Raw genomic sequence first — 25036 nt, 5'->3', positions numbered from 1 at the left:
TAACGTGGAAATCCGCAGGCTGGTTCCCGAAAAAACTTCCGGAACGCACTTTCCAGATGCAGCTGCGCATTCGCCAGGGCAAGGGAATCCACCTCCTTCAGCCATGGATATTCCTTTTTATATCCGGCCGGTGTGTTCCGGAGCATCTTTTTTTCTTTCTGGTAATAGCTGATCTTATCTGCAAGCATCTGGTTATAGATAAAGCGGCTGCAGCCGATTGTTTGCTCTATCTGAACTCTCTGCTCTTTATTTGGATAAATCCTTATTTTTACGGCGCGGTTCATTCTTCTCACCCTGGCTTTCTATATACTGCCGTATCGTTTCAATCGTTGCTCCGCCTGCACTGAGCAGACAGAATATCTGACCCCAGAATGCATCTTTCATGGTCTAACTCCATTATATTTATCATCCTTTTTCTTATATCAACGGATATGTATTTATGAACTAATTGTTCTTTTCAGTATACTACATCAGGGAAGGGAGAACAAGTGTTTCTTTTATACTATAGAGATTTTTTTGAGCAGACATGCTCCGATGTGCAATTCATCTCACCACCTGAAGAGGTGAGAGAATTCTTGCTACATTTGTTAAATGTATTTTAGTATAAATTTGCGGGAAATGCAATGTAGGGGAGAACGGGTAAAAGTAAACAAAAAAATAAGAGTAAAATTAGACGCTTTGCCAATAGATTTTTAAAAAGGAAAGTTTTATACTCTACTTACAGTTAAGACATAAACATAAGTAAAAGACATAAATAACGAAATGAACGAAAAAAAGGAGGTTCTATCATGAAATTAACAAGAGAAGGAATCAAAGAGCGTGAAGCATGGGAGAAAGCAGGCATCAATCTTCCAGGATACGATGTAGAGGCAGTTACTGAGAAAGCGAAGAAGGAGCCAGGCTGGGTACATTTCGGAATCGGAAATATCTTCCGTGTATTTATCGGAGGTATTGCAGATGGTCTTCTGGAAGGGGGAGTTCTTGACAGAGGCATCACATGTGTAGAGACCTTTGATTATGATGTAGTAGATAAGATTTACGCGCCATATGACAACCTTGGCTTAAATGTCATTCTCCACGGTGATGGAACCCGTGAATACAAAGTTCTTGGGGCGCTTGCAGAAGCAGTGAAAGCACAGTCATCTGATGCTGGACAATGGGACCGCCTGAAAGAAATTTTTGCGGCTAAATCCCTGCAGCTGGTTTCCTTCACTATCACAGAAAAGGGTTATGCACTCCAGAAAGCAGACGGAACATGGTTCCCGTTTGTGGAAGCAGATATTAAGAACGGACCGGATAAGGCAACGGGAGCAATGGCAGTTCTTGTGGCTATGCTGAATGAGAGATATAAAGCAGGGAAATATCCGATCGCCCTGGTATCCATGGACAACTGCTCACAGAACGGCGCCAAGCTTCGTGAGTCCGTGCTGACTATGACAGAGGAATGGCATAAAGCGGGCTTCGTAGATGATGGCTTCGTAGATTATGTAACGGACGAGAAGGTGGTTGCATTCCCGTGGACCATGATCGACAAGATCACACCTCGTCCAAGCGAGCAGATCGCAGCAGACCTTGAGAAGCTTGGCGTTGAAGACATGCAGCCGGTGATCACAGGAAAGAAGACATACATAGCACCATTTGTTAATGCTGAGAAGCCACAGTATCTTGTTATCGAGGACAGCTTCCCTAACGGACGCCCTGCTCTGGAAAAAGGCTTCGGCGTATACATGGCGGACAGAAATACCGTCAATCTTTCCGAGAGAATGAAAGTAACCGTATGCCTGAATCCTGTACATTCCGCAACCGGCCCTCTTGGTGTGGTACTTGGCTATGATCTGTTTGCACATATGCTGAACACCAACGAAGATATGATGAAAATGGCCCGTATGGTTGCTTATGACGAGGGACTTCCGGTAGTTGCAGATCCTGGAATCCTTTCCCCACAGGCATTTGTGGATGAGCTTTTTAATGACCGTTTCCCGAATGAGTATCTTGGAGATACCAACCTTCGTCTGGCTGTAGATGTGTCCCAGATGGTAGGTATCCGTTTCGGTGAGACTGTAAAAGCATATGTGAAGAAATTTGGAGATGCTTCCAGGCTGACAGCAATCCCGCTTGGAATCGCAGGATGGCTGAGATACATGCTGGCTGTAGATGATGAAGGAAACAAATTTGAGCTTGCACCGGACCCGATGAATGAGGAACTTCAGGAGCAGCTTGGAGATATCGTGATCGGAAAACCGGAGACCTTTAAGAATCAGCTGAAGCCGATCCTTTCCAATGAGAGACTGTTCTTCACAGACCTCTATAAAGATGGTGTCGGAGAGAAGATCGAGGACATGTTCCGTGAGATGATCGTCGGCCCCGGAGCTGTAAAGGCAACTATTCATAAATATGTAAAATAAAACCAGGGTTACGAGAACAGTTTATGTAAATATTGAATAAAGAGAAATGAGGTAAATGGAAAGATGACAGAACCGGTATTTGCGGCAGACCCGGCAAGACTGTTGATCGCGGCAGCAGCAGGAATTTTATTATTATTGTTACTTATCATAAAATTTAAGATCCACCCGGTTTTATCCCTGCTGATCGCTGCACTGGTTATCGGGCTTGGCGCCGGAATGCCGGTTCCAACGCTGGTAAGCACTGTGGAAAACGGCGCAGGAGAAACCTTACAGGGAATCATACTCCTGATCGGACTGGGCTCTCTGTTCGGTGGGATATTGGAAGTGTCCGGCGGCGCACAGTGCGTTGCTCAGACACTGATAAACAAATTTGGTGAGAAAAAAGCGGGAATCGCTCTTGGGATCACAGGACTTGTGGTAGGAACTACGGTATTCTTTGAGGCTGGCGTTGTGATCCTGATCCCTCTGGCATTCGGACTTGCGAAGAAAACAAAGAAATCTACTTTATATTATGTGATTCCTCTTCTCGCCGGACTTGCCACCGGATTTGCATTTATACCGCCATCAGCAGGATCTGTTCTGGTGGCAAATATGCTGAATGTGGATCTCGGAGTGATGATCGCGGTAGGTGTGCCTGTGGGCATTTTATCATTGATCTTTGCAGGAATCTTATGGTCCAAATTTATCGGCAAAAAGATCAATACAGGGCTGCCCTCCAATATCCAGGAGGTACGTGAGGAAGAAGAAGCCAATCTGCCGAAATTTTCTACAGTATTATGTATCATTCTTGTTCCGCTGGTACTGATCCTGTGCAATACAGTTTCTGAATACATTCCGGGAATCGACGCGGCACGTCCTGTTCTGGAATTTCTGGGAACACCATTTGTGGCACTGATCATAGCAGTATTGCTTGCCATGTATTTTCTTGGAAAGAAGCAGGGCTATAATGGAGAGCAGCTTAAGAAAATCCTGGATCGTTCTCTGAAGCCTACCGGACAGATTCTTCTGGTCATCACTGGTGGAGGTATCATCCGCTGGGTGCTGCAGGACTGCGGTATGGGAAATATTATAGGACCAGCCCTGGAAAAAAGCGGACTTCCGCTTGTACTGGTTGCATTCCTTATTGCAGCTCTGATCCGTGCATCGGTTGGTGCGGCAGTTGTGGCTATGACAATGGCAGCAGGAATTATGGCGGCTATGCCCGGAGTTGCAGACCTGTCACCGGTTTATCTGGCAGCAATGGTCTGTGCCATCAACGGAGGCGCAACGGCATTCAGCCATGTAAATGACTCCGGATTCTGGCTGGTAGGTTCCCTTCTTGAGATTGATGAGAAAACAACCCTGAAATCCTGGACAATGATGGAAACCATCGTAGGAGTAACAGGTCTGGTCTGTGCTGTTGTGATCAGCCTGTTTGCATAGGAGAGTAGACAAAAATGATAGTAAAAGTAATTTTAGGCACAATGCAGAATGCAAGAAAGCTGGTAAGTATTGCAGAATCCATCCCCTATGATGTAGAATTATGTTATGGCCGTTATGTTGTAAATGCGAAGTCTATGCTTGGTGTCTTAAGTATGCCTGAGTTTGACGAGGGAGAGCTTCATATACATACAGATAATGAGAAAGAATGCGAGAAGATCCTTTTTCAGCTGCTTGATCAGAACCTTATTGTGGACACAGGAGATGCTGTGAAAAGATCCATCTATGATATCACAACCTTTGGTGAGATCCTGATCGATTTTACATCTCAGGATATCAATGAGGATGGACAGATGCTGTATGCCAGAAATCCGGGCGGTGCACCAGCCAATGTTGCAGTTGCAGCAAGCAGACTGGGAGCTCATACTGCATTTATCGGTAAAGCAGGAAAAGATATGCACGGAAAGTTCCTGAAATCTGTTCTTGAGAAAGAAAGCGTGGATACCAAGGGTATGCTCCTAGACGAAAATTATTTTACTACACTGGCTTTTGTGGAAGTCAGCGAGACTGGAGAGAGGACTTTCTCTTTTGCAAGAAAACCGGGAGCGGATACGAAGATCCAGAAGGAAGAAGTGGATGTGGATGTGCTGGATCATACCCATATTTTTCATGTTGGATCCCTGTCCCTGACGGATCAGCCTGCAAGAGATACCACGTTTTATGCGGTAAAAAGAGCAAAAAACAAGGGCAGCGTGATTTCTTACGATCCCAATTACCGTGCATCTCTGTGGCTGGATGAAAAGACAGCGAAGAAGCATATGAGAAGCCTGGTTTCCTATGTGGATCTTATGAAGATTTCGGATGAAGAGACAGAACTTCTGACAGATCATAAGGATGTCCGGGAAGCAGCAGAAGCACTGTACAGCCAGGGCGTGAAAGTTGTGGCAGTTACACTTGGCGGCGAAGGAGCATATCTTTACGGCAAGGATGGCGGCTGTATGGTACCAGGATTTGCAGTGAAACAGATCGCAGACACGAACGGAGCCGGAGATTCTTTCTGGGGCGGTTTCCTGTACAAAGTCAGCACAGCAGAGAAACATCTGGACGAGCTGACCCAGGAGGATCTGAAGGAATTTGCCCGTTTCGGCAATGCAGTGGCCAGTCTCTGCGTGGAGAAAAAAGGTGCGATCCCGGCAATGCCGGAGCTTGCACAGGTGGAACGCAGAATTGCAAAGTGATCGTATTCATAAAACTGTAGCAGAGTTGAATCTAAATCGCGAAGCGATTGTGTTTATGAGTATGTCAGATTTATGAAAGGATGAGGTTTTGAAATGAATTTAAAAGATCAGATGAACGGAGTTCAGCACGTAGGTGTGCCAACCAATGATATTGAGACAACCATTAAATTTTATGAGGCACTGGGATTTAAGATCGCTTTCCAGACGGTGAACGAGGCTGCCAATGAGAAGGTTGCTTTCCTGAAGCTTGGAAATCTTGTGATCGAGACTTACGAGAACAAAGCAGCAAAAATGGAATCCGGCGCCATTGACCATGTTGCCATTGATGTGAAGGATGTGGAGAAAGTCCACGAGTTGGTGACAGCAGCAGGACTGAATACCACCAATGACGAGGTGCATTTTCTGCCGTTCTGGGAGAATGGTGTGAAATTTTTTACTATTGAAGGCCCGAATAAGGAGAAGGTGGAGTTCAGCCAGTATTTATAAAATGTGTAAGTCAATTAAGTCTCCTGCAAGAATGTGGGTACCTGTCTTAATGGTAATTTACAATACAGTAAAAATACGCTAGAATAGAATACTGTTAATATTCATCTAAATAAAAAAGATCTATAAGAACAGGAGTATATACATGCTGGGACTTAAACCAATAAAGACTTTACCCATAAGAGAAAAGATTGCGGCGAATCTCAGAGAGGCAATTCTTTCAAAAAAAATTCCGGCGGGGGAAATTCTGACACTGGAAAGTACTGCGCAGGAACTTGGAGTGTCCATTACACCTACAAGAGAAGCCTTTCAGATTCTGGCAAGAGATGGACTTCTGGAACTGGAGCGAAATAAACGTGCAGTAGTTCTTGGAGTGAATGAAAAAACGATCCGCGAACATTTTCAGGTGCGGGCGGCACTGGAAAGTGAAGCCTGTGTTTTGTGTTGTGAAAATAAGATCGATCTTCAGAGGATTGATCAGATCCTCAAGGTTTCCAGAGAAGAGATAGAAAAAGGTGATTTTGAAAGTTATTCAAGTCTCAATCAGACTTTGCACATGGAATTATGGACAGCAGCAGGAAATGATAAACTTAAAAATATGCTGTCAGAACTGTGGAACGGACTGTCTAGAGGCGTACTGGTAAATGAAGAAGAGTACGTAAGAAAATCTCTGAAAGAGCATGAGGAAATTGTAGAAAGTATTCGAAAAGGTGATGCTATGGAATGTTATCTGCGTATGCAGAAACATATAAAAAGCAGTTGTGAGAACTTTGTGCAACGGTATAATTAGGCTGTAGAAATTACCATTTTTCTGTAAAAGTATACAAAAACAGAACAGATAATTTTTACAAAACGCCGAAATTGTTAATTGTTATTGACAGTTACGGCGTTTTTCACTATTCTTTATGTATACAATATAAAAAATAAAAAATAAAAAGTAAAGAAAGGCGCAATGAAATGAACGACAAGAACATAATTGTGAACAAGCCGGAACCGAAACCGGGTATACTTGAGCGTGGTGATCTTTTTGCGATCGCAGTAGGAATGGTAATCGGCTCCGGAATGGTAACTCTGATCGGACCGGCAATGGCTTATACCGGTTATTCTGTATGGCTTGCTTATCTGACAGCGATTGTCATGGGATTCTTTATGGTTTTTCCGTATATTATTCTTGGTGGGACCATGCGCGTGGCAGGAGGCCCGTATTCCATCGTAACGAACCTTTCCGGAGTCAGCACCGGAGGTCTGGTAGCTTATACGAAACTGGTAACGCCGATCCTCAACAGTTCTTTTGCGTTGGCACTGGGATTGTATTTGAATAATCTCCTCCCGGGAATTACAGTGAAAGCACTGGCAATCGCAGGTGTTGTTATCCTGTTTGTTCTGAATCTTCTGGGAATGGATATTTTTGCAAAGGTAAGCAAGATATTATCAACGGTTCTTCTGATCACAATGGTTCTGTATGTTGTTTTCGGACTTACACAGATCAGACAGCCGATCTTTGATTTTTCAGGAGATAAGATGTTTACCGGCGGCTTTAAAGGCTTTATGCTGGCGGCACTTCTTCTTATCAATTCCGCAAATGGTTACTACAATGTTCTGTGGTATGGTAAAGACGCGAAAAGAGCAACGAAAGATGTTCCGTTTGCGGCAATGTCCTGCGTGCCATGTCTGCTTTTTATTTATGTGGGCCTTGCGATGGTTACAGGTGGGGTGCTTCCTCACGATGAGGTTGCAGGTGTGGAAACAATCCTTCCGGCAGCACAGGAGATCCTTCCTGGTATTGTGTATAAACTTTTTATGATCGGCGGACCGATCATGGCAATTATCACTACTTTGAATGGTGTATTTAATGATGTACGATATCCGATCGCTCAGGCTGCCAAGGATGGATGGCTGCCGAAAGGAATTCTGAAGGAAAACCATTTCGGAGCACCGTACCTGATCTATACCTACACACTGATCGTAGTGTTGCTTCCGATCATTTTTGATATGAGTATCGTGACGATCACAAATATTTTCCAGGTGATCACATTTTTTATGAATGTTACAGTTGTGTATGCAATTTCACGTCTTCCGAAGAAATATCCGGATACCTGGAAGAAGAACAAATTTCACCTTTCCAGTGCAGGACTTTACGTATTCTGTACCATCAGTATCATCATTTACACGATTATTTTTATAAAAGGAATTTTCAGTATTAAACTTGTATATGCAGTATCTGCTGTTATAGTTATGGTTGCATTGATCTTGATTGGTGTATATCTCACCAGAAAAGGTGGAATCCGTATCGAGACATCCATATGGCAGCCTGCAGAGGAGGAAAAAAATGAATGAATTAAATCCGTTCAAGCTGGCAAAAATGCTTGAGGAACTTGAGAACACCGTAGAATTACACAGTATTTCTGTACGGTATAAAGGAGAAAAGGTTGTTGAAGGAGCCTGGGCACCTTTCTCAATGGAAGAGCCGCAGATGCTGCATTCTTTATCAAAGATCGGAACAAGTATCTGTGTTGGATTTGCGGTGGATGAGGGAAAACTTCATCTGGAGGATAAATTTCTGGATTATGTGAGAGAAGATCTTCCGGATGAATATGATGAAGCCCTGGAAAATATTACCGTATATGATCTTCTTACCATGCAGGCCGGTTCCCCGGAATGCTGTAATAATGTATGGTTTTCCAGACTGGAAAAAGACTGGGAGAAGAACTGGCTTGGACAGCCTAAGCTGAAAGAAGATATCGGAAAAGTTTTTCATTATGATTCCGGATGCAGCTATACACTTTCCAGGATCGTGACCAAAGTTATGGGTGAAAACTGTCTGTCCATTATGCAGAAACGTGTTTTTGACAAACTTGGTTTTGGAAAGATCAACTGGCTTACAAGTCCTGAGGGACATAATACCGGCGGCTGGGGCATGTATCTGACCGCAGATCAGATTTCCACACTGGCACAGCTCCTTCTCCAGAAAGGAAACTGGAAGGGTGAGCAGCTGGTGCCACAGTGGTGGATCGAAGAGATGGGACAGTCAAGAGTCGTAATTCCCGGAGATGAGAAAAAAGCACTGACTCATTATGCATATCACATCAAAGCAGGAAAAGAGATCTTTGCGGCAGAAGGAGCATTTGGACAGTATTTGGTGTGCTTCCGGGAACTTCCGGTTGCCATTGGCATTACCGCAGGTGCGAGAGAATATCTTGCGGCAGATATCTGCCTTAAATATATGAAGGAAGCAGTTTCCATACCTTGCCCGGAAGAAAAACGGGAAGAAGGAGAGAAATATCTGGAAGCAAAAATAAAAAGCCTTTCTCTGCCACAGCCGGAAGGCAGACTGAAAACTGCGGAAAAAGAACTCAGTGGATTATTTAACCGGGAGATTATTTTTACAGAAAATCCGAGAAACATTGAAAGTGCAAAGATCATTCCGGAAGGATGTAAACTGCGTCTGGAAATGATAGTCCAGGGTGAGAAAAAGATTGCTTATGCAGGATTTAAGAGCTGGAAACAGAACGATCTTTATCCGGATGATTTTACAAAGAGATATCACAGCATTGCTTATGGAATGGATCAGGAAACGTTATATCTGTCTGTGGGACTGCTCAACACTTCCTACAGGGAAGAGTATTCCTTCTGGGTCAATTCTAAAGATACCGTGATCGCGACCTGGAGACCTAACGTTACCTATCTTCCGGAACAGCCGGATATGGTATGGAAGTTTACAGGAAACTTTAAATCCTGAAGAGAAAAAACTCAAAGTATAGACCGATAAAAATATAGCAATTCCTCCAACCTTATGATAAAAGAAACGAACAACCCGCAGGATACTGACTTGCCATCAGTGGTCCGATGGGTTGTTTTTTGTTTGGAATAAGTCTACAATAGGAAACAGAAATTTTTATTATTGTGACATAGGGAAGAAAGTGTACGATGAAAATACATTACAGAATTAAAAATAATGCAATAGAGATCGTTCGGTGTTATGGTACCGATGACCGGATCGTGCTGCCGGAAGAGATCAATGGTCTTCCGGTAGTCAGTGCGGCGCCGTATGCGTTTTCTGCACATAAGGATGGAGAAGAAGATGCAGAAACCTGGGAGAGCGAAGATGTAATTTCGTTCGGAGAAGAGAGACTTCTTGCCGGAGAGGAAGTGCAGGAGATCGTTTTTCCCGATACACTGAAGGAAATCGGAAGATATATTTTTTATGGATGCAAAAAACTGGAACGGCTGGAATTTTCGGATACGCTGATGCAGGTGGGAACCGGGGCGTTTACGGGCTGCAGCGGGCTGAAGGAGCTTGTGATCCATCAGAAAAAGGGAATCAAATCCTGTGCGAAGGAGATTCTTGGGGAATTATGGCAGAAGATTGATGTGGATTTTCTGTACGAAAATGGTGAGGCAAGTGGAAAACGTGCGCATATGGTTTTTCCGGAGCATTACGATGAGGCGGTGGAGAACACGCCTGCGAGAATTTTGTTTACGGAGTATCATGGCTCAGGGACCAATTACCGGCAATGCTTCTACAGCAAAGAACTGGATTTCGCGGAGTATGACAGCCTGTTTGATATGGCAGTGGTAATGGATAAGCTGGAGGTCTTGGTGGATATGAGCTTCGGACGACTTTGTCATCCGTGGCAACTGAGTAAAAAGGCGAAGAAACAGTATGAGGATTATATCCGGGAAAATCTTAAGGATATCGGGGAATTTCTGGTGGAAAGCGGAAGCTTAAATGGTCTGGAGCTGCTTTCACGGGAAAAGCTCTGGAACAGAGAGGGCCTGGAACATAGTATTGATGTGGCGTCCGGGAAGAAGGATATGGAGATTTCCGCATTTCTGATGAATGAACGCAGCCGGATGCAGAAGGAAGAGCAGAAGGTTGCCGGGGAGACAGAAAATGATGGGCGGCCTGTTAAAAGGAGAAAGAAGTTTCAGTTATGAGTGATATAGAAACAACTGAAAACAATAAAAATAACTTCCTGCCCGGTCAGGGATCCAATTTCCAGGAGGCAGCCCAGCGTCTCCAGGACATCGGCAGCAGCATCCTCCGGGCGGCAAGAGACGAGCTGTATCTTGGCATGCGTTTTCTGGATGTGGCGCTGAGCAGCTTTATTTATCAGATGGATGGTTCGGTCAGTCCGTTTGGAACAGACGGGGCTGTGATGTACTTCCATCCGGCACAGCTTGGCGGGCTTTATAAAGAAAACAGGATTCTTGTGAATCGAGGATATCTCCATATGGTATTTCACTGCATTTTCCGGCACTTTGGGAAGCCGGGAATAGAGAAGCGTTTGTGGAATTTAAGCTGCGATATTGCAGTGGAGCATATGATCGACGGGATCTATCACCGCTCAGTTCGATATTCCAGAAGTCTTCTCCGGAGGGAAACCTACCGTCTTCTGGAAAAGGAAAAGAAGACGCTGAATGCAGAGAGAATCTACAAGATTCTGAAAGAAGAATTTCTGAAGGAAAAAGAACTGGCACAGCTTGAAAAAGAGTTCTACGTGGACGACCATAAATACTGGGCAAACCAGCAGCCTGACCGGAAACCCAATCCCCTGATGAGCAAAAAATGGGGAGATATCAGCGATGGGATCGAGACAGATCTGGAGACCTTTTCCAGAGAGTCAGGAGAGCAGGACGGAGATTTTCTGGACCAGCTGAAAATAGAGAACCGGGAACGATATGATTATCGGGAATTTCTGCGGAAGTTTGCAGTATTTCGGGAAGAACTAACTGTAGATCCGGACAGCTTTGATTATAATTTTTATACCTACGGGCTTTCCCTTTACGGGAATATGCCGCTGATCGAACCCCTGGAAACCAGAGAAATGAAAAAAGTTTCGGAATTTGTCATTGTGATCGATACTTCCATGTCCTGTTCAGGAGAACTGGTACAGAGATTTCTGGAGGAAACCTATGGGATCTTAAGCGACAGCGGGAATTTTTTTCAGAAGGTAAATATACACATTATCCAGTGTGATGAGAAGGTGCATTCGGATGTAAAGATCACCGGTGCAGAGGAATTGCAGGAGTATATGAACAGCCTGGAACTTTACGGTGATGGAGGTACAGATTTCCGTTCGGCTTTTGCTTATGTGGAAGAGCTGATGGAAAAACGTGAGTTTGAAAATCTTAAGGGCCTGGTGTATTTTACAGACGGATACGGGATTTTTCCGGCAAAGATGCCGCCATACCGGACAGCATTTGTATTTATGGAGCAGGAGCCTGAGGATGTGGATATCCCGGCCTGGGCCATGAAGCTGGTGATCACGGAGGAAGAATTGTAAGGAGAAGAAAAACCATGAACATAAAACGAGCAAAGCAGGAGATCAGAGATTCCATAGAAGCATATCTTTCAAAGGACGAATTCGGTGAGTACCGGATCCCGGCGATCCGACAGAGACCGATCCTTCTTATGGGCCCTCCGGGAATCGGAAAGACGCAGATTATGGAACAGATAGCAAGGGAATGCGGGATTGCTCTTGTTTCCTATACCATTACCCACCACACTAGGCAGAGTGCTGTGGGACTTCCTTTTATTGTAAAAAAGAATTATGGTGAGGAAGAATTTTCTGTCACGGAATATACCATGAGTGAGATCATTTCGTCCGTTTACGACAAAATGGAAAAAACAGGTCTGAAAGAAGGCATCCTGTTTATTGATGAGATCAACTGCGTATCTGAAACACTAGCGCCGATGATGCTGCAGTTCCTTCAGGGAAAAACCTTCGGAAACCAGAAGGTGCCGGAAGGCTGGGTGATCGTCACAGCAGGCAATCCGCCAGAATATAACAAATCCGTCCGGGAATTCGATGTGGTCACTCTGGACCGTATCAAGAAGATCGATGTGGAGGCAGACTTTGATGTATGGAAGGAATACGCCTATCAGCAGGGAATTCATCCGGCGGTGATCTCCTATCTGGAGCTTCGCAGAAAAAATTTCTACAGGGTGGAGAATACTGTAGATGGAAAGATTTTTGCAACAGCCAGAGGCTGGGAGGATCTTTCCCGTCTGATCCAGGTTTATGAGATCCTTGGAAAAACCGTAGACCGTGAGGTGGTCAGTCAGTACATTCAGCACAGGATGATCGCGAAGGATTTTGCAGGCTATCTGGCTCTTTATTATAAGTACAGAACGGACTATAAAGTGGAGGACATCCTGAAAGGAAAGTGGGATCCCATTACTCTGGGTAAGATCCGCACAGCCTCTCTGGACGAGCATTTGAGCATTGTAAGCCTTCTCAACGGAAAACTCAGCGAGCTTTTTACAGAATGCTATCTTACCGATGCCTACCTCACGAAACTGTATGATTATATGGTGTACTTCAGAGAAGATCAGGACAGCCTCACAGCAAAAAATCTCATGGAAAAAGCAGAGGCGGATCTTGAAAAGGACAAAAAGAGTGAGCTTCTTACAAAACAGCAGGAGAGTATACAGAAACGTGTTGTGTCATTTTTTGAAAATGCGTCTGGATTGAAAATAACCGGATCGGAATTAATCGGATCAGATAAAACCGGATCCGACTCAGGCCCGGCAGGAGGCAGAAGTGCTGTAGCAGAATCGGAAGATCCATCGTCAAACAGGAACTATGAGTTTGTGAAAGTCCTCTTTGAATCCGAAACCGAAGCCTACGAAAACCGAACCGACGAAATATCTCTTACTCTTCAGAACGTCTTCGACTTCATGGAAGCTGCTTTTGGGGACAGCCAGGAAATGGTGGCATTTATCACAGAACTGAATGCCAACTATTATAGTCTCTGGTTCATTCGGGAGAACGGTTCTGACCAGTATTACAGGCATAATAAAGGTCTTCTTTTTGACGACCGCCAGAAAATGCTTCTGGGCCAGATGGAGGAAGTGGAAAACATTCTCAATAATGGAATAAAATAATATGTCTTACCAATTTATTATTTACTATTGATTAAATTGGGGAATTATCGTATAATATTTACTATAAAAGTCCGGAAAATAGAGAGGGCAAATAGTCAAAATGCACAGACTGGCTGAATGGCTGCAGAGCGATCATCTGGTGCAGAACTGCATGATGACTGAGAATGGTAAATATCCACTTGTCTATATTCCGGGATTTTTATGTAAAGGAAGGCAACACAATAATAAAGGAAGGCGGCCGAAACGGACGACATGTTTACAAAGATTACAGAAGAACGAGCATTTGACGGAATATTAGCGCAGATCATAGAAAATATCCGGCGGGGAGAACTGAAGCCGGGGGACACTTTACCTGCGGAACGTGTTATGGCAGAATCACTGGGAGTTTCCAGACCTGCTGTCCGTGAAGTCCTGCGGGCACTGGAGCTGATGGGAATTGTCACAACGGTCCGCGGCGGAGCCAACTATATTACCGAGAATATGGATCAGTGGCTTTCTGCACCACTGGCCCTTCTTTTTCAGCTGAATAACAGCCATGTACAGCAGGTACAGGAACTTCGTTCTGCGTTGGAGCAGGAGGCTGCGCTTCTTGCAGCCGGGAATTGTACGGAGAAGGATGCATTAGATCTGCGTTCCATCCTGGCACAGCTGGAGAGCTCAGAGGACGAGAAAGCCCGTGCAGGTCTTGATAAGAAGCTTCATACGAAGATTGGCAGGATCGCAGGGAATCCTATGATCTATAATGTTCTGGATGCGGCAGCGCAGCTGACAGAGGAGATCATTTCCGGTACCCGAGCTTATATTATGCAGAAACATAATTCCGCTCTTGAGGTGGATGACCAGCACAGAAGGCTGGTGGAAGCCATTATTTCCGGAGACCGGAACCAGGCGGAGAAGCTGATGCGCGAACATATGGAAACCATTGAGAAATATATACTGGAGATTGCGCAGCAGCAGGGGGAGAACAGCCTTGTATTTCATCGCTGATCCACCTGACAAAAATTAAATAAAATTTCAGTAAAAATCCCGTTGATTTGGTAAGACCACTATTGATTTTGGTAAGACCGAGTGCTATAATAGGGACTGTATTGGTAATACCAAAAAGTTTGATATTATGGCAGCATCCTGAAGGCTTCATGATGAGACAGCGTAAGACGAGACAGCGTAGGTTGAGACAGCATGAGATGAGACAGCATAAGTTGAAGCAGCATGAGGTAGGACAGCGTAAGACGAGACAGCACAGGATGAAGGTTACTGTATCCCTGCAGTATTATATAAAGTATGCAGCAGGCCACAGCGTGGGCGGTAACCTGCCGGAAATATCAGGAGAAAGGACTTGCGATTATGGGATATGTAAAATGGAGTTATGACACACTGAACCATTTCTGCGGAGACGTTTTTAAAGCGTTTGGCTTTTCTGAGGAAGAAGGAAGCATCATTAAAGATGTTCTTCTGACTGCTGATCTGTATGGGATCGAGAGCCACGGAATGCAGAGGATGGTTCGTTACCATAAAGGAATCGAGAAGGGGACTATTCATCCCCAGGCGAAACCGGAAGTTGTTTTTGAAACACCGATTTCTGCTGTGATAGACGGACATAACGGAATGGGCCAGCTGATCAGCCATTTTGCCATGGAAAAGGCAATTGAGAAGGCAAAGACAACTGGTGTGGGAATCGTAAGTGTACGAAATTCCAACCATTTCGGTATTGCAGGATATTATGCGAACATGGCCTGCCATGAAGGCCTTCTTGGAATGGCATGTACCAACTCCGAGGCGATCATGGTACCGACTTTTGGAAGAAAGGCTATGCTGGGCTCCAACCCGATCGCAGTCGCTATGCCTGCAGACCCGTATCCGTTTTTCTTTGACTGTTCCACAACAGTTGTAACCAGAGGTAAACTGGAAATGTATAATAAGATGGGTAAGCCTCTTCCGGATGGCTGGGCACTTGACAAAAACGGTCATGCCAGCAATAATGCACCGGATGTACTTGCAAACATCGTAGCCAAGAAGGGCGGCGGAATCATGCCTCTTGGTGGAAACGAGGAAGTCAGCGGAAGCCATAAGGGATATGGCTATGGAATGCTCTGTGAGCTGTTCAGCTCTATTCTTTCCATGGGCGTTACCTCCGACAAATGCTGTACATTCCCGGACAAGACCGGTATCTGCCATGGATTTATGGCGATCAACCCGGCGGCATTCGGAGATCCGGATGCGATCCGCAAGCATTTTTCAGAATATCTTGAGGCGCTTCGGGAGAGTCCGAAGGCAGACGGTCAGGACAGGATCTATACACACGGCGAGAAAGAGGTAGCTGCTGAAAAAGACAGAAAAGAGAATGGCATTCCGGTCAACGACAATACCATGGTAGAGCTTGCTGATCTCTGCAGTTATCTGAAGCTTGATTTTGGCTCTTATTTTGAAGGCTATGAGCTTCCGAAGGACAGTAAATTCTTCAATGGTAATTATTAATTCAGGTAATCCTTTTGAAATGAAATATATCATAATTATCCAAGGAGGAAAAGAAAATGGATTATGCAAAAGAGTCATTAAGACTGCACGGAGATTGGAAAGGTAAGATCGAGGTTGTTACAAGAGTGCCGGTTGAGAATAAAGACGACCTTTCTCTTGCATATACACCAGGTGTAGCTCAGCCTTGCCTTGAGATCCAGAAAGATATCAATAAATCCTACGAGCTTACAAGAAGATGGAATATGTGTCTTGTTGTAACAGACGGTTCCGCAGTTCTTGGTCTTGGTGACATCGGACCGGAAGCCGGTATGCCTGTAATGGAAGGTAAATGTGTACTGTTCAAGGCATTCGGCGATGTAGATGCATTCCCGCTTTGCATTAAGAGCCATGATGTAGACGAGATCGTAAATACTATTTACATGATCTCCGGATCCTTCGGTGGTGTTAACCTTGAGGATATCTCCGCTCCGAGATGCTTTGAGATCGAGAAAAAACTGAAAGAGAAATGTGATATTCCGATCTTCCACGATGATCAGCACGGAACTGCAGTTATCACACTTGCAGGTCTGACAAACGCTCTGAAGGTTGTCGGAAAGAAGAAAGAGGATGTTCGTATCGTTATGAACGGTGCAGGTGCAGCTGCTATCTCTATCTGCAGACTTCTTCTGAAAGCAGGCTTCAAGGATGTTACACTCTGCGATAGAAAGGGTGCCATCTATGAGGGACGTACAGAAGGAATGAACCCGGTTAAGGAAGAGATGAGCAAGCTCACAAACCTTCAGAAGAAACAGGGATCTCTTGCAGAGATGCTGGTTGGCGCGGATGTATTTATCGGTGTTTCCGCTCCTGGAGCAGTTACAACAGAGATGGTTAAGACCATGAACAAAGATGCCATCATCTTCGCATGCGCAAACCCGACACCGGAGATCTTCCCGGATGACGCAAAAGCAGGCGGAGCAAAGGTTATCTCTACAGGAAGAAGTGACTTCCCGAACCAGATCAACAACGTTCTTGCATTCCCTGGAATCTTCCGTGGTGCATTTGATGTAAGAGCAAGTGATATCAACGATGAGATGAAGATCGCAGCTTCCAAGGCTCTTGCAGATCTGATCACAGATGAGGAGCTTTCTCCGGAGTATATCATTCCGAAGGCATTCGACAAGAGAGTCGGACCGGCTGTCGCAAAAGCAGTAGCAGAGGCAGCAAAAGCAACAGGCGTAGCACGTATCTGATCTTAAGCGCCTGATACGAACCAAAACAGCCCTTCATTAAGAAGAATATATCAGACACCCGTACTCTGTAACCCGGTACGGGTGTCTTTTTGTTTCCAGGCAGGTGGTATTACCCTTTGACAAATGTCCTCGCAGTGAGTACAATAGCAAAAGAATATGATAGGAGGTTAAGCACAGCATGAAACCATGGGAAGCTAATATACGAAAAGTAGTGCCGTATACTCCTGGCGAGCAGCCAAATGAGAGAGGCATGATCAAACTGAATACAAACGAGAATCCATATTCACCGGCTCCGGGTGTGGAGAAGGCGCTGAAGGCCCTTGATTCTGATACCCTGAGACTTTATCCAGATCCGACAGCAGGAGACCTGGTACACAGTATTGCCGCGTTCTACGGCCTGAAGGACGAGCAGGTATTTACAGGCGTTGGTTCCGATGACGTACTGGCTATGTGTTTTCTCACATTTTTTAATTCAGAGAAACCGATCCTGTTCCCGGACATCACTTATTCTTTCTATGATGTATGGGCAGATCTTTTAAGGATCCCATATGAGCGCCCGGCATTAGATGAGGAGTTCCATATCCGTAAGGAAGATTATTTCCGTGAAAACGGCGGAATCGTATTCCCTAATCCCAATGCACCGACCGGCGTGGAAATGCCTCTTTCTGAGATCGAGGAGATCGTGGCAAAGAATCCGGAGAGTATCGTGATCGTAGATGAGGCGTACGTGGATTTCGGAGCAGCATCCGCACTGCCGCTGATCGAAAAATATGATAATCTGCTTGTTGTGCAGACCTTCTCCAAGTCCAGATCCCTGGCAGGAATGCGTATCGGATATGCCTTCGGAAATCCGGAGCTGATCAAATATCTCAATGATGTGAAATATTCCTTTAACTCCTATACCATGGATCGTACTACCATCGCGGCTGGTGTGGCATCTATGAAGGATAAGGCATATTTTGAGGAATGCTGCCATAAGATCATTACAACAAGAGAGTGGACAAAGGCAGAACTCAGAAAGCTTGGATTTTCCTTCCAGGATTCCAAATCCAACTTTATCTTTGCCACACATGAGAGCTGTCCGGCCAAAGAGCTTTTCGCAGCACTGAGGGAGAAACATATCTATGTAAGATATTTCCCGAAGGACAGGATCGACAATCATCTCCGTATCTCCATCGGTACCGATGAGGAGATGAAAAAGCTGGTAGAATTCCTGACGGAATATCTGCAGAAATAACAATTAAGGAGGTACTATGGAAGTACTGGTACAATGGTTTTCACACCACCTTGCACAGTTTATCTCTCCCGAGGGAGCTGTGTTCATCATTTCTATGATCCCGATACTGGAGCTTCGCGGCGGCCTTCTGGCAGCTTCTTTGCTGAAGATATCGGCTGCGAAGGCACTGCCGATCTGTATCGTGGGAAATATTGTTCCGATTCCGTTTATCCTGCTTTTTATCCGGCAGATCTTTAAATGGATGAAAAAAACAAAGACGTTCAGAGGTCTGATCACAAAGCTGGAAAACAGAGCTATGGGAAAGAGTGACCAGATCAAGAGATATGAATTTCTTGGACTTTTGCTGTTTGTGGGAATCCCTCTTCCGGGCACAGGAGCCTGGACAGGTGCACTGATCGCCTCTCTTCTTGAGGTGGATATCAAAAAATCCTCCATTGCGATCCTGTGCGGACTTTTTATGGCAAGTGTCATTATGTATATTGTTTCTTATGGAATTGTAGGAAATGTAGTGCATTGATCGATCGCAGAGAAGGAATGTCTTTTTGGTCGAGATCGGATTGAAAATAAAGAAATCCCTTACCGGATCTGTAAAATGATATGTGTTCTGTATTCCGGAAACATATCAGAGATCGGTAAGGGATTTTTTATGTGTTTTTACATATCAGGCAGAGGTATACCGAGAAGATCCTTACATAAGTCTGCGCTTCAGCATGTCCGCGTTTAAAGCGTATTTCAGAGCTGTATCCCTGGTGATACGGCCTTTTTTATATAATTCCAGAAGGCTTTGGTCCATGGAACGCATCTGCTCCTGGCTGGAAGTGGAGATCACACCTTCGATCTGGTGGACTTTATTGTCACGGATCATATTTCGGATGGCCGGAGTCAGCCGCATGATCTCAAAAACCGGGATATTACGTCCGTCCACATCCGGGATCAGCTGCTGGGAGATCACGGCCTGGAGGACCATGGAAAGCTGGAGGGCGATCTGATGCTGCTGGGATGGCTCAAACACGTCCATGATGCGTTCGATGGTGTTGGCTGCTCCCAGAGTATGCAGGCTGGAAAGGACAAGATGACCGGTTTCCGCAGCGGTCATGGCAGTCTGGATGGTTTCATGATCACGCATCTCTCCAAGAAGGATCACATCCGGGCTCTGGCGTAGTGTGGCACGAAGAGAAGTCAGATAGCTTTCGGTGTCGGTACAGATCTCGCGCTGGCTGACGATACAGCGATCATGGCGGTGGAGATATTCCAGAGGATCCTCCAGAGTGATGATGTGGCCTTCCCGGGTATGGTTGATCCGATCGATCAGACAGGCCATGGTGGTGGATTTACCGCTTCCGGCAGAACCGGTAACAAGGACCATGCCACGGGTATATTCGGAGATGTTCATCACATCCTCCGGAATGGAAAGCTCTGCAGGATCCGGCAGCCGGAAGGCGATCACGCGGATCACGGCAGCCAGGGAACCACGCTGCTTGTAGGCATTGACACGAAATCTGGAAACACCGGGAATGGAAAAAGAAAAGTCATCATCACCGGTTTCCATAAGACGGGATATATCGCGGTTTTCCGCAAGACCGTAAATGGTGCGGAGTAAATTTTCTGTCTGATCAGGCATCAGCCTGTCACCACGGTCCAAAAGATGACCGTCGATCTTTTCTGCCAGAGGGCGGCCTGCGATGATAAAGATATCAGAGACACGCCGGTTGGCAGCTTTTGCTAAAAATTCAGGAATAGGGGTATCCATAGGTTTATTCTCCTTTAAATACATTCTGGTGGTTGTCAGGTTGCCAGGATCCGGTAAGCTCTGTGTTCCATTGCAGGATCTGATAAGTGGAAGAGCTTTTTTTCTGCGGGTAAAAAATCTCAAGCACTACAGAAAGCTGTTGTGTCTCGGAAATTCCAACGGAGAAGGAAAGGGTGTGGCTGTGGGAATCCCAGCTGAGATCGTTCCTTGTGTCCGCAAGCTTTTGTATCATGGAAAAATATCTGGTCTCATCGGAAGCTTTTTCCCTGTATTGCTCCAGATCATCACGGATTTCTGAAACGGTTTCCGTGGCGCTTGCACAGCCGGTGTAATAATTTTCGGTCTGTTCCATAGAATGTCTGGCTGTGTTAAGACTGGATCTGGAGCTTCCAAGAGTAAGCAGAGCAAGTACACAGAGACACAGCACAGAGAAGATAAGAAACAGGGAAGGAATGCCGACAGTTACAAAAAACGTATGCTTCTGTTTCAATGTACAGCCTCCCTTCTGTAGTCATCAACAGGAAAACGCAGGGTGATCCGGTAAAGCTCACTGCCGTTGGAAAGCTGCCGGAAAGAAAGCTCGCCGGATTTTTCTGAAGAAGAAATATCTGTTTCCAGGATCATTTCACGGGCGGCTTCTCCGGAAGAGCAGCTCTGCCAGTTACGGTCATAATACCAGATCAGGTTGGTGTTCTTTTTGATGCCCCCCGGAAGCAGAGAGAGGAACTGTTCATCGGTTCCGTCAGAGCCTTCCAGTATCTCGCCCACGGAGGTTGTGAGAGCCTGGATCTGGTTCCACTGTTCTGCCTGGAGCCGGTTTTTCCGTGCTGCCGCGAAGATCTGGATGCAGGCAGCTGAGGAAAGTGACAGAAACAAAAGGGCAAGGATCATTTCCATCAGAAAAAGGCTGGTACCGGAATTATGTCTTGATTCTTTCATGATGTCTCCTTTTTGTCAATGCGATGAAGCAGGAATTCCGAGCGGACTCCCGTGGTACTTTCCAGGGAAAAGTGGTAAAAACCATTTTCCATTTCCGAAAACCGGAAATCGGAAAGCTGTGAGATGACGGTTCCTGCATCGGAACTGGCCTGAGAGCCTTTTGCAGTGAAAAGCTCCATCAGACTGTCATTCTTCAGGTAAATATACGTGATATATTCTTTTCCTTTGATATCGTCCCGGAAACAAAGGGCAGGAATATCATCCAGGGAACCGGAAAAGATCTCATCGCCGCGGTCGTGCTGCCGGAATTTGGTAGTCAGATAAGTTGCTGCGGTCCCAAGCTCGGAATCGGAGTCAGTCTGTTTCACAGTCTGCTGGTAAATCCGGGCGGAAAATAGCAGCATCAGTATAAGGAACAGAACAAAAACACCAAAAAGAAGAAGCGAAAAAAGAGAAGAAACGGAATGTCCGGTGTTCTTCCGGTGATTCATGAGGCATTCCCTCCTTTCGCACTGCCGGACAGAGCGATCACGCTGATAGACGGCAGGAGATTGGAACCGTTAGGAACATACTCTACTACGAATTTGGTTTTGTCATAAGTGATATGATAATCCGAGAGAAGCTGGGACAGGCTTTCGGGATATGTGCCTGTGAGGGCATAGGTGCGGATGGCACCGTTTTTCAGTGCCTGTTCCAGAGCATCCTGTTCTTTGTGTACGGCCTGGTCGGAGGTGCTGCTGACACCTACCACAAACAAGGTGCAGGATAAAACCAGAAGCAGCGCCGGAAAGAGAAGAAAAAATGCTCTGAGAAATTTTGTTCTGCAGCTTTCAAAAAGTTCCATGCGGTCACCACCTTACATTGCAAAATCTGAGAGGATCCCCAGAAGCGGCATCATGACGGATAAAAGGACCAGCCCCACAAGAAGAGACAGCAGGATCACGATGGTAGGCTCCACAATGGAGACTGCCTGTGAGATCAGATCTATGGATCTTTCGGTGTACTGCCGGGAAAGCCTGCGGAAGGTTTCGTCACTGGAACCGGAATAGAAGGATATTGTGATGAGACGGCCTTCCATGCCGCCGAACAGACCGGATTCTGTAAGAGCTCTGGAAAAAGTTTCTCCGCTATCCAGGATAGAGGAAGCCTTCCGGAGTCTTTCGAGTATCACCGGCTGTGAGATCAGATCCTTTGTAAGCTCCAGGCTGGTTTCCGGGGAAAGTCCGCTCCGAAGCCCCAGGGAAAGGCCCTGGGCCAGACGACTGTAATCCATGGCAACCGGGATCTCACGGAAAAACGGGAGATGGATGGCCATTTTTCGCAGCAGGCTGTGACCTTTTTCCGTAAGACTGAAAAACAGGATGCAGCCAATGAGGGCTGCGGCGAGGATCAGAAAAACAGAGGAATACCGGCTGATCACGTTGCCTGCATTCAGAAGTCCCCGGGAAACCCCGTTCATTTCCATTCCCATCTGGTTAAATACCTGTTGAAATACCGGCAGGACTTTTATCAGAAGGACCAGGATCACAACAGCCATCATGCCAAGCATGAGCAGCGGGTAAGTGACTGCAGACCGTATCTGTCCTGAGATTTCTTCCTCCTGTTCATAGTGGGAACTGAGACTTTCCATGATCTCATCCAGGCAGCCGGTTTCCTCACCAGTCCGGACATAGGCGGTCATGGATGTGGGAAAGATCCCGGATTCGTCAAGAGCCCGGGAAAGAGAACCGTTTTCTTCCACGGAACGGATCAGGGGTGTGAGGATCTGCCGGTCTGCATCGGTCTTGCTTTCGTCACAGAGGATGTGAAGTCCTTCAGCTGTGGATATGCCGGAATGCAGAAGCATTCCCATCTGCCCGCAGAAACTGGATAATTCCCGGGCTGTCAGTTTGTTTTTCATAATAAGGTCTCCTTTAGTGGGTCAGCGCGTGAACTGTACCGTATAATTGCTTTCATCACCGATATATTCCTGGATCGCTTCATCACCATCACTGTTGGCGTCAAAGGTGGGATCCATCAGCTTCCAGGTGTCTCCGTCAAAAGATACTGCCTTTGTCACCCAGCCACTGCCACGGATATAAACATCGATCCATGCATGCTTTACATCACCGGAATAGCCGATCTGAAGCTTGCAGGGAATGTCCTGGCTGCGGAGCATTGCAGTAGTCAGTGCAGCGTAATCAAAACAGATCCCCGTGCCGGTGCTTAAAGTATCATCTACATCAGGAAGATAACCGGCTTCGACAGAATCAGCTTTGTCATAATCGTAGGAAATATGACTGGTAACATATGTATAGAAGGTTTTCAGGATGTCGATATCGGTCATGTCTTCTTTGACAAGAGAGGCTGCCAGTTTGCAGGTTTTACTTTTGGAAGAAAAGTCCACGTACTGGTTTGGATACAGAAACGGAAGAAATTCATTCTGAAGCTTTATTGTGAGCGTTTCCGTGTAAAGGGCGGCATACTGGTTTCCATCAACCTGCTGATAGCAGGTGATGAGATACTCACCGGAGCCTTCGGAAAAAGGAAGTACCGTCTGTTCATCAGGTTCCAGAAAATAGGAATAGACCACACCGGAGGGAGCAGTAAGCTGAATGTTCATGCGGGAATCATCGGAATCGGATTCTGCAGTCAGATATCCCTGATCCTGATTGGAAATATCCAGGATCAGAGGGGAACTGCCCAGTGTTTTTTTGCCGGGGGCCTCCGGGGTGAGGACTCTGGCCGGAGAATATACCGGAGGTTCTTCATCGGAGGAAGGAGAATTTCCACAGCCTGCCAGCAGGATTCCGAAAAGCAGCCATACAAAAAAGAGACGGACTGGTAAAAATTTTGACATTGTTTCCGTTCTCCTGTTATATCATGCTTTCTTTTTGAACAGTATAGCAGATTCCGTGAAAAAAAGACAGGAGTAGGGCTCAAAATGCAGTGGAAAATGTTGACATTTCAGGGAAAAAAACATATACTCTATATATAAAGGCAAACCTGTTGAAAGACGGGGACGCAAAGCCATGGGTCTAAGGTCCGAAGGATGACTATGACAGCCGGTTGCCGCATTAAATTCCGATTTAATGACGTATTCAGATAACATCTATGAACAAGAATCTGTGTGTTAATGCGGCCGTTTATTTCGTTAGAATAAGCGGCTTTTTTGATGCCTAAAATCCGGTTTAGGTTGGAAACTGAAACGTCGGCTTTCAGAAAGGTGTGAATGATATGAAAAGAACAGATATCCATAAAATTTTTACAGGCAGGAAAAAAGCTTTAGCAGGATGCCTTGCAGCTGTTATTGTACTGGCAGGTGGCTTTAATGTCTGGCAGTCGTCACAGGTTCCGGAATTTCCGGATTTTACAGATCCGGTAGTGGAGACTACCATCACAGAGGACGACACTCCACTTGCTTCAAAACCGAAGGTGACTACCAAAACGACTTCAAATACCAAGACAACCAGAAAAAAAGTTAAGCTGAAAAAAGCGGCGACCAAGACTTATACCAAGAAGCTTCCGACTACCAATAAGAAGAGTACGACCACAAAGAAAACAAACAGAAATACAACCGTAAAAACATTAAAGACAGTTAAGACTGCAACAACACAGAAATACACAAAGAAATCAAAAACAGCCGTTCAGACACGGTGGTCTTATGTCAAGAAAAAGTACAAATTAAATACAACCAATTTTCTCTTTTTATGTAATTGTTAACTTGCTAAGCTTGTTACAGTCGTTTCCAGATTTTTTAGATATTGTTCCTCATATTCATTTGGAGATAAATATCCACAATGACTATGAATACGGACGGTGTTGTAGAACGTCTCGATATATTCAAAAATCAATTTATATGCATGAGTATAATTGAAAATTTTGAAACGATTAATCCACTCTCGTTTTAAAAGGGCATGGAACGATTCTATGCAAGCATTGTCCCAAGGATAAGCCTTCTTGGAATAGCTGTGAATCATTCCTTCCG

General features: G+C 45.4%; 25 protein-coding genes, 1 pseudogene and 1 riboswitch. Of the genes and pseudogenes, 16 read left to right on the top strand and 10 right to left on the bottom strand.

Annotated features, from left to right (window positions below):
- Positions 1–284, bottom strand: a 284-nt coding sequence (locus tag BLP57_RS15405; protein WP_175442958.1) for a helix-turn-helix domain-containing protein, incomplete at its 3' end; no start/stop codon positions are given.
- Positions 247–381: pseudogene (locus tag BLP57_RS15400) on the bottom strand (hypothetical protein); the annotation flags it as partial. The pseudogene BLP57_RS15400 and the gene BLP57_RS15405, both read right to left, overlap by 38 nt.
- A gap of 407 nt (positions 382–788) precedes the next feature.
- On the opposite strand from BLP57_RS15400, the gene BLP57_RS15395 reads away from it, so the two are divergent.
- The 15 genes from BLP57_RS15395 to BLP57_RS15325 all read left to right on the top strand — a co-directional run bounded on the left by BLP57_RS15395 (position 789) and on the right by BLP57_RS15325 (position 18897).
- The gene (locus BLP57_RS15395) at positions 789–2405 is read left to right on the top strand and encodes a mannitol dehydrogenase family protein (RefSeq protein WP_015526184.1); all 1617 of its coding nucleotides are present in this window, start codon (positions 789–791) and stop codon (positions 2403–2405) included.
- Between the two features lie 63 nt (positions 2406–2468).
- On the top strand, positions 2469–3827 hold the full coding sequence (locus tag BLP57_RS15390) for a GntP family permease (RefSeq protein ID WP_015526183.1): 1359 nt from the start codon (positions 2469–2471) through the stop codon (positions 3825–3827).
- Positions 3828–4105: 278 nt separating this feature from the next.
- Positions 4106–5062 (top strand): carbohydrate kinase family protein, encoded by a 957-nt coding sequence (locus BLP57_RS15385; protein WP_242872648.1) that lies wholly within the window; start codon positions 4106–4108, stop codon positions 5060–5062.
- Positions 5063–5155: 93 nt separating this feature from the next.
- Positions 5156–5548, top strand: a complete 393-nt coding sequence (locus BLP57_RS15380; RefSeq protein WP_015526181.1) for a VOC family protein — start codon at positions 5156–5158, stop codon at positions 5546–5548.
- A 142-nt stretch (positions 5549–5690) separates the two neighbouring features.
- Positions 5691–6335: a GntR family transcriptional regulator gene (locus BLP57_RS15375; RefSeq protein ID WP_059086720.1), complete on the top strand. Its 645-nt coding sequence runs from the start codon at positions 5691–5693 to the stop codon at positions 6333–6335.
- A 167-nt stretch (positions 6336–6502) separates the two neighbouring features.
- Positions 6503–7882, top strand: coding sequence for an APC family permease (locus tag BLP57_RS15370; RefSeq protein WP_092073045.1), 1380 nt, complete (start codon positions 6503–6505; stop codon positions 7880–7882).
- Complete coding sequence (locus BLP57_RS15365; RefSeq protein WP_015526178.1) at positions 7875–9284, top strand: serine hydrolase domain-containing protein; 1410 nt, start codon at positions 7875–7877, stop codon at positions 9282–9284. Before BLP57_RS15370 ends, BLP57_RS15365 begins: the two co-directional genes overlap by 8 nt.
- A 188-nt stretch (positions 9285–9472) precedes the next feature.
- Entirely contained in the window at positions 9473–10483 is a 1011-nt protein-coding gene (locus tag BLP57_RS15360; RefSeq protein ID WP_092073042.1) for a leucine-rich repeat protein, read from the top strand.
- Positions 10480–11832 (top strand): vWA domain-containing protein, encoded by a 1353-nt coding sequence (locus BLP57_RS15355; protein WP_092073039.1) that lies wholly within the window; start codon positions 10480–10482, stop codon positions 11830–11832. Before BLP57_RS15360 ends, BLP57_RS15355 begins: the two co-directional genes overlap by 4 nt.
- Before the next feature lie 14 nt (positions 11833–11846).
- A complete protein-coding gene (locus BLP57_RS15350; RefSeq protein ID WP_092073036.1) occupies positions 11847–13436 on the top strand; it encodes an ATP-binding protein in 1590 nt (529 codons plus the stop codon).
- A 252-nt stretch (positions 13437–13688) separates the two neighbouring features.
- Entirely contained in the window at positions 13689–14423 is a 735-nt protein-coding gene (locus tag BLP57_RS15345; RefSeq protein WP_021652097.1) for a FadR/GntR family transcriptional regulator, read from the top strand.
- Positions 14424–14717: 294 nt separating this feature from the next.
- Positions 14718–15911, top strand: a complete 1194-nt coding sequence (locus tag BLP57_RS15340; RefSeq protein ID WP_015526166.1) for an Ldh family oxidoreductase — start codon at positions 14718–14720, stop codon at positions 15909–15911.
- Between the two features lie 56 nt (positions 15912–15967).
- On the top strand, positions 15968–17143 hold the full coding sequence (locus tag BLP57_RS15335; RefSeq protein WP_015526165.1) for an NAD(P)-dependent malic enzyme: 1176 nt from the start codon (positions 15968–15970) through the stop codon (positions 17141–17143).
- 178 nt (positions 17144–17321) lie between these two features.
- Entirely contained in the window at positions 17322–18380 is a 1059-nt protein-coding gene (gene hisC / locus BLP57_RS15330) for a histidinol-phosphate transaminase (RefSeq protein ID WP_092073033.1), read from the top strand.
- Positions 18381–18396: 16 nt separating this feature from the next.
- Positions 18397–18897, top strand: a complete 501-nt coding sequence (locus tag BLP57_RS15325; protein ID WP_022426848.1) for a COG2426 family protein — start codon at positions 18397–18399, stop codon at positions 18895–18897.
- 171 nt (positions 18898–19068) lie between these two features.
- Here the strand turns inward: BLP57_RS15325 and BLP57_RS15320 are convergent, their stop codons facing one another.
- The 7 genes from BLP57_RS15320 to BLP57_RS15290 are packed head-to-tail and all read right to left on the bottom strand — an operon-like array spanning position 19069 to position 23908.
- Positions 19069–20130 carry a type IV pilus twitching motility protein PilT gene (locus BLP57_RS15320; protein ID WP_092073030.1) on the bottom strand — a complete coding sequence of 354 codons (1062 nt, stop codon included), beginning with the start codon at positions 20128–20130 and terminating at the stop codon, positions 19069–19071.
- A gap of 4 nt (positions 20131–20134) precedes the next feature.
- Positions 20135–20620 (bottom strand): hypothetical protein, encoded by a 486-nt coding sequence (locus BLP57_RS15315; RefSeq protein WP_092073027.1) that lies wholly within the window; start codon positions 20618–20620, stop codon positions 20135–20137.
- Positions 20617–21069 carry a hypothetical protein gene (locus tag BLP57_RS15310; RefSeq protein WP_092073024.1) on the bottom strand — a complete coding sequence of 151 codons (453 nt, stop codon included), beginning with the start codon at positions 21067–21069 and terminating at the stop codon, positions 20617–20619. The genes BLP57_RS15315 and BLP57_RS15310 overlap by 4 nt, the downstream gene beginning before the upstream one ends.
- The gene (locus tag BLP57_RS15305; RefSeq protein WP_092073021.1) at positions 21066–21560 is read right to left on the bottom strand and encodes a DUF4860 domain-containing protein; all 495 of its coding nucleotides are present in this window, start codon (positions 21558–21560) and stop codon (positions 21066–21068) included. The genes BLP57_RS15310 and BLP57_RS15305 overlap by 4 nt, the downstream gene beginning before the upstream one ends.
- The gene (locus BLP57_RS15300; RefSeq protein ID WP_092073018.1) at positions 21557–21913 is read right to left on the bottom strand and encodes a hypothetical protein; all 357 of its coding nucleotides are present in this window, start codon (positions 21911–21913) and stop codon (positions 21557–21559) included. Before BLP57_RS15300 ends, BLP57_RS15305 begins: the two co-directional genes overlap by 4 nt.
- A 12-nt stretch (positions 21914–21925) precedes the next feature.
- The gene (locus BLP57_RS15295; RefSeq protein ID WP_022426853.1) at positions 21926–22969 is read right to left on the bottom strand and encodes a type II secretion system F family protein; all 1044 of its coding nucleotides are present in this window, start codon (positions 22967–22969) and stop codon (positions 21926–21928) included.
- Between the two features lie 21 nt (positions 22970–22990).
- A complete protein-coding gene (locus BLP57_RS15290) occupies positions 22991–23908 on the bottom strand; it encodes a transglutaminase-like domain-containing protein (RefSeq protein ID WP_175443000.1) in 918 nt (305 codons plus the stop codon).
- A 129-nt stretch (positions 23909–24037) separates the two neighbouring features.
- Positions 24038–24125, top strand: a riboswitch (cyclic di-GMP riboswitch).
- A gap of 160 nt (positions 24126–24285) precedes the next feature.
- Here BLP57_RS15290 and BLP57_RS17895 point away from each other — a divergent pair.
- On the top strand, positions 24286–24771 hold the full coding sequence (locus BLP57_RS17895; RefSeq protein WP_175442999.1) for a hypothetical protein: 486 nt from the start codon (positions 24286–24288) through the stop codon (positions 24769–24771).
- On the opposite strand, the gene BLP57_RS15280 is transcribed toward BLP57_RS17895, so the two are convergent.
- On the bottom strand, positions 24768–25036 hold a 269-nt coding region (locus BLP57_RS15280; protein ID WP_139148862.1), incomplete at its 5' end, for an integrase core domain-containing protein. The genes BLP57_RS17895 and BLP57_RS15280 overlap by 4 nt on opposite strands.

The sequence above is a fragment of the Blautia sp. SF-50 genome (assembly GCF_900101315.1).
Classification (GTDB): Bacteria; Bacillota; Clostridia; order Lachnospirales; family Lachnospiraceae; genus Blautia_A; species Blautia_A fusiformis.
Note: the sequence above shows the minus strand (reverse complement) of the source record. Positions and strands in the feature narration are given on the sequence as shown.

Coding starts and splice junctions, on each gene's coding strand:
- BLP57_RS15340 (WP_015526166.1), top strand. CDS start 14,718: ATGCAGCAGGCCACAGCGTGGGCGGTAACCTGCCGGAAATATCAGGAG.
- BLP57_RS15300 (WP_092073018.1), bottom strand. CDS start 21,913: ATGGAACTTTTTGAAAGCTGCAGAACAAAATTTCTCAGAGCATTTTTT.
- BLP57_RS17895 (WP_175442999.1), top strand. CDS start 24,286: ATGAAAAGAACAGATATCCATAAAATTTTTACAGGCAGGAAAAAAGCT.
- BLP57_RS15320 (WP_092073030.1), bottom strand. CDS start 20,130: ATGGATACCCCTATTCCTGAATTTTTAGCAAAAGCTGCCAACCGGCGT.
- BLP57_RS15380 (WP_015526181.1), top strand. CDS start 5,156: ATGAATTTAAAAGATCAGATGAACGGAGTTCAGCACGTAGGTGTGCCA.
- BLP57_RS15290 (WP_175443000.1), bottom strand. CDS start 23,908: ATGTCAAAATTTTTACCAGTCCGTCTCTTTTTTGTATGGCTGCTTTTC.
- BLP57_RS15355 (WP_092073039.1), top strand. CDS start 10,480: ATGAGTGATATAGAAACAACTGAAAACAATAAAAATAACTTCCTGCCC.
- BLP57_RS15375 (WP_059086720.1), top strand. CDS start 5,691: ATGCTGGGACTTAAACCAATAAAGACTTTACCCATAAGAGAAAAGATT.
- BLP57_RS15395 (WP_015526184.1), top strand. CDS start 789: ATGAAATTAACAAGAGAAGGAATCAAAGAGCGTGAAGCATGGGAGAAA.
- BLP57_RS15350 (WP_092073036.1), top strand. CDS start 11,847: ATGAACATAAAACGAGCAAAGCAGGAGATCAGAGATTCCATAGAAGCA.
- BLP57_RS15305 (WP_092073021.1), bottom strand. CDS start 21,560: ATGAATCACCGGAAGAACACCGGACATTCCGTTTCTTCTCTTTTTTCG.
- BLP57_RS15365 (WP_015526178.1), top strand. CDS start 7,875: ATGAATGAATTAAATCCGTTCAAGCTGGCAAAAATGCTTGAGGAACTT.
- BLP57_RS15390 (WP_015526183.1), top strand. CDS start 2,469: ATGACAGAACCGGTATTTGCGGCAGACCCGGCAAGACTGTTGATCGCG.
- BLP57_RS15295 (WP_022426853.1), bottom strand. CDS start 22,969: ATGAAAAACAAACTGACAGCCCGGGAATTATCCAGTTTCTGCGGGCAG.
- BLP57_RS15310 (WP_092073024.1), bottom strand. CDS start 21,069: ATGAAAGAATCAAGACATAATTCCGGTACCAGCCTTTTTCTGATGGAA.
- hisC (WP_092073033.1), top strand. CDS start 17,322: ATGAAACCATGGGAAGCTAATATACGAAAAGTAGTGCCGTATACTCCT.
- BLP57_RS15360 (WP_092073042.1), top strand. CDS start 9,473: ATGAAAATACATTACAGAATTAAAAATAATGCAATAGAGATCGTTCGG.
- BLP57_RS15345 (WP_021652097.1), top strand. CDS start 13,689: ATGTTTACAAAGATTACAGAAGAACGAGCATTTGACGGAATATTAGCG.
- BLP57_RS15325 (WP_022426848.1), top strand. CDS start 18,397: ATGGAAGTACTGGTACAATGGTTTTCACACCACCTTGCACAGTTTATC.
- BLP57_RS15335 (WP_015526165.1), top strand. CDS start 15,968: ATGGATTATGCAAAAGAGTCATTAAGACTGCACGGAGATTGGAAAGGT.
- BLP57_RS15370 (WP_092073045.1), top strand. CDS start 6,503: ATGAACGACAAGAACATAATTGTGAACAAGCCGGAACCGAAACCGGGT.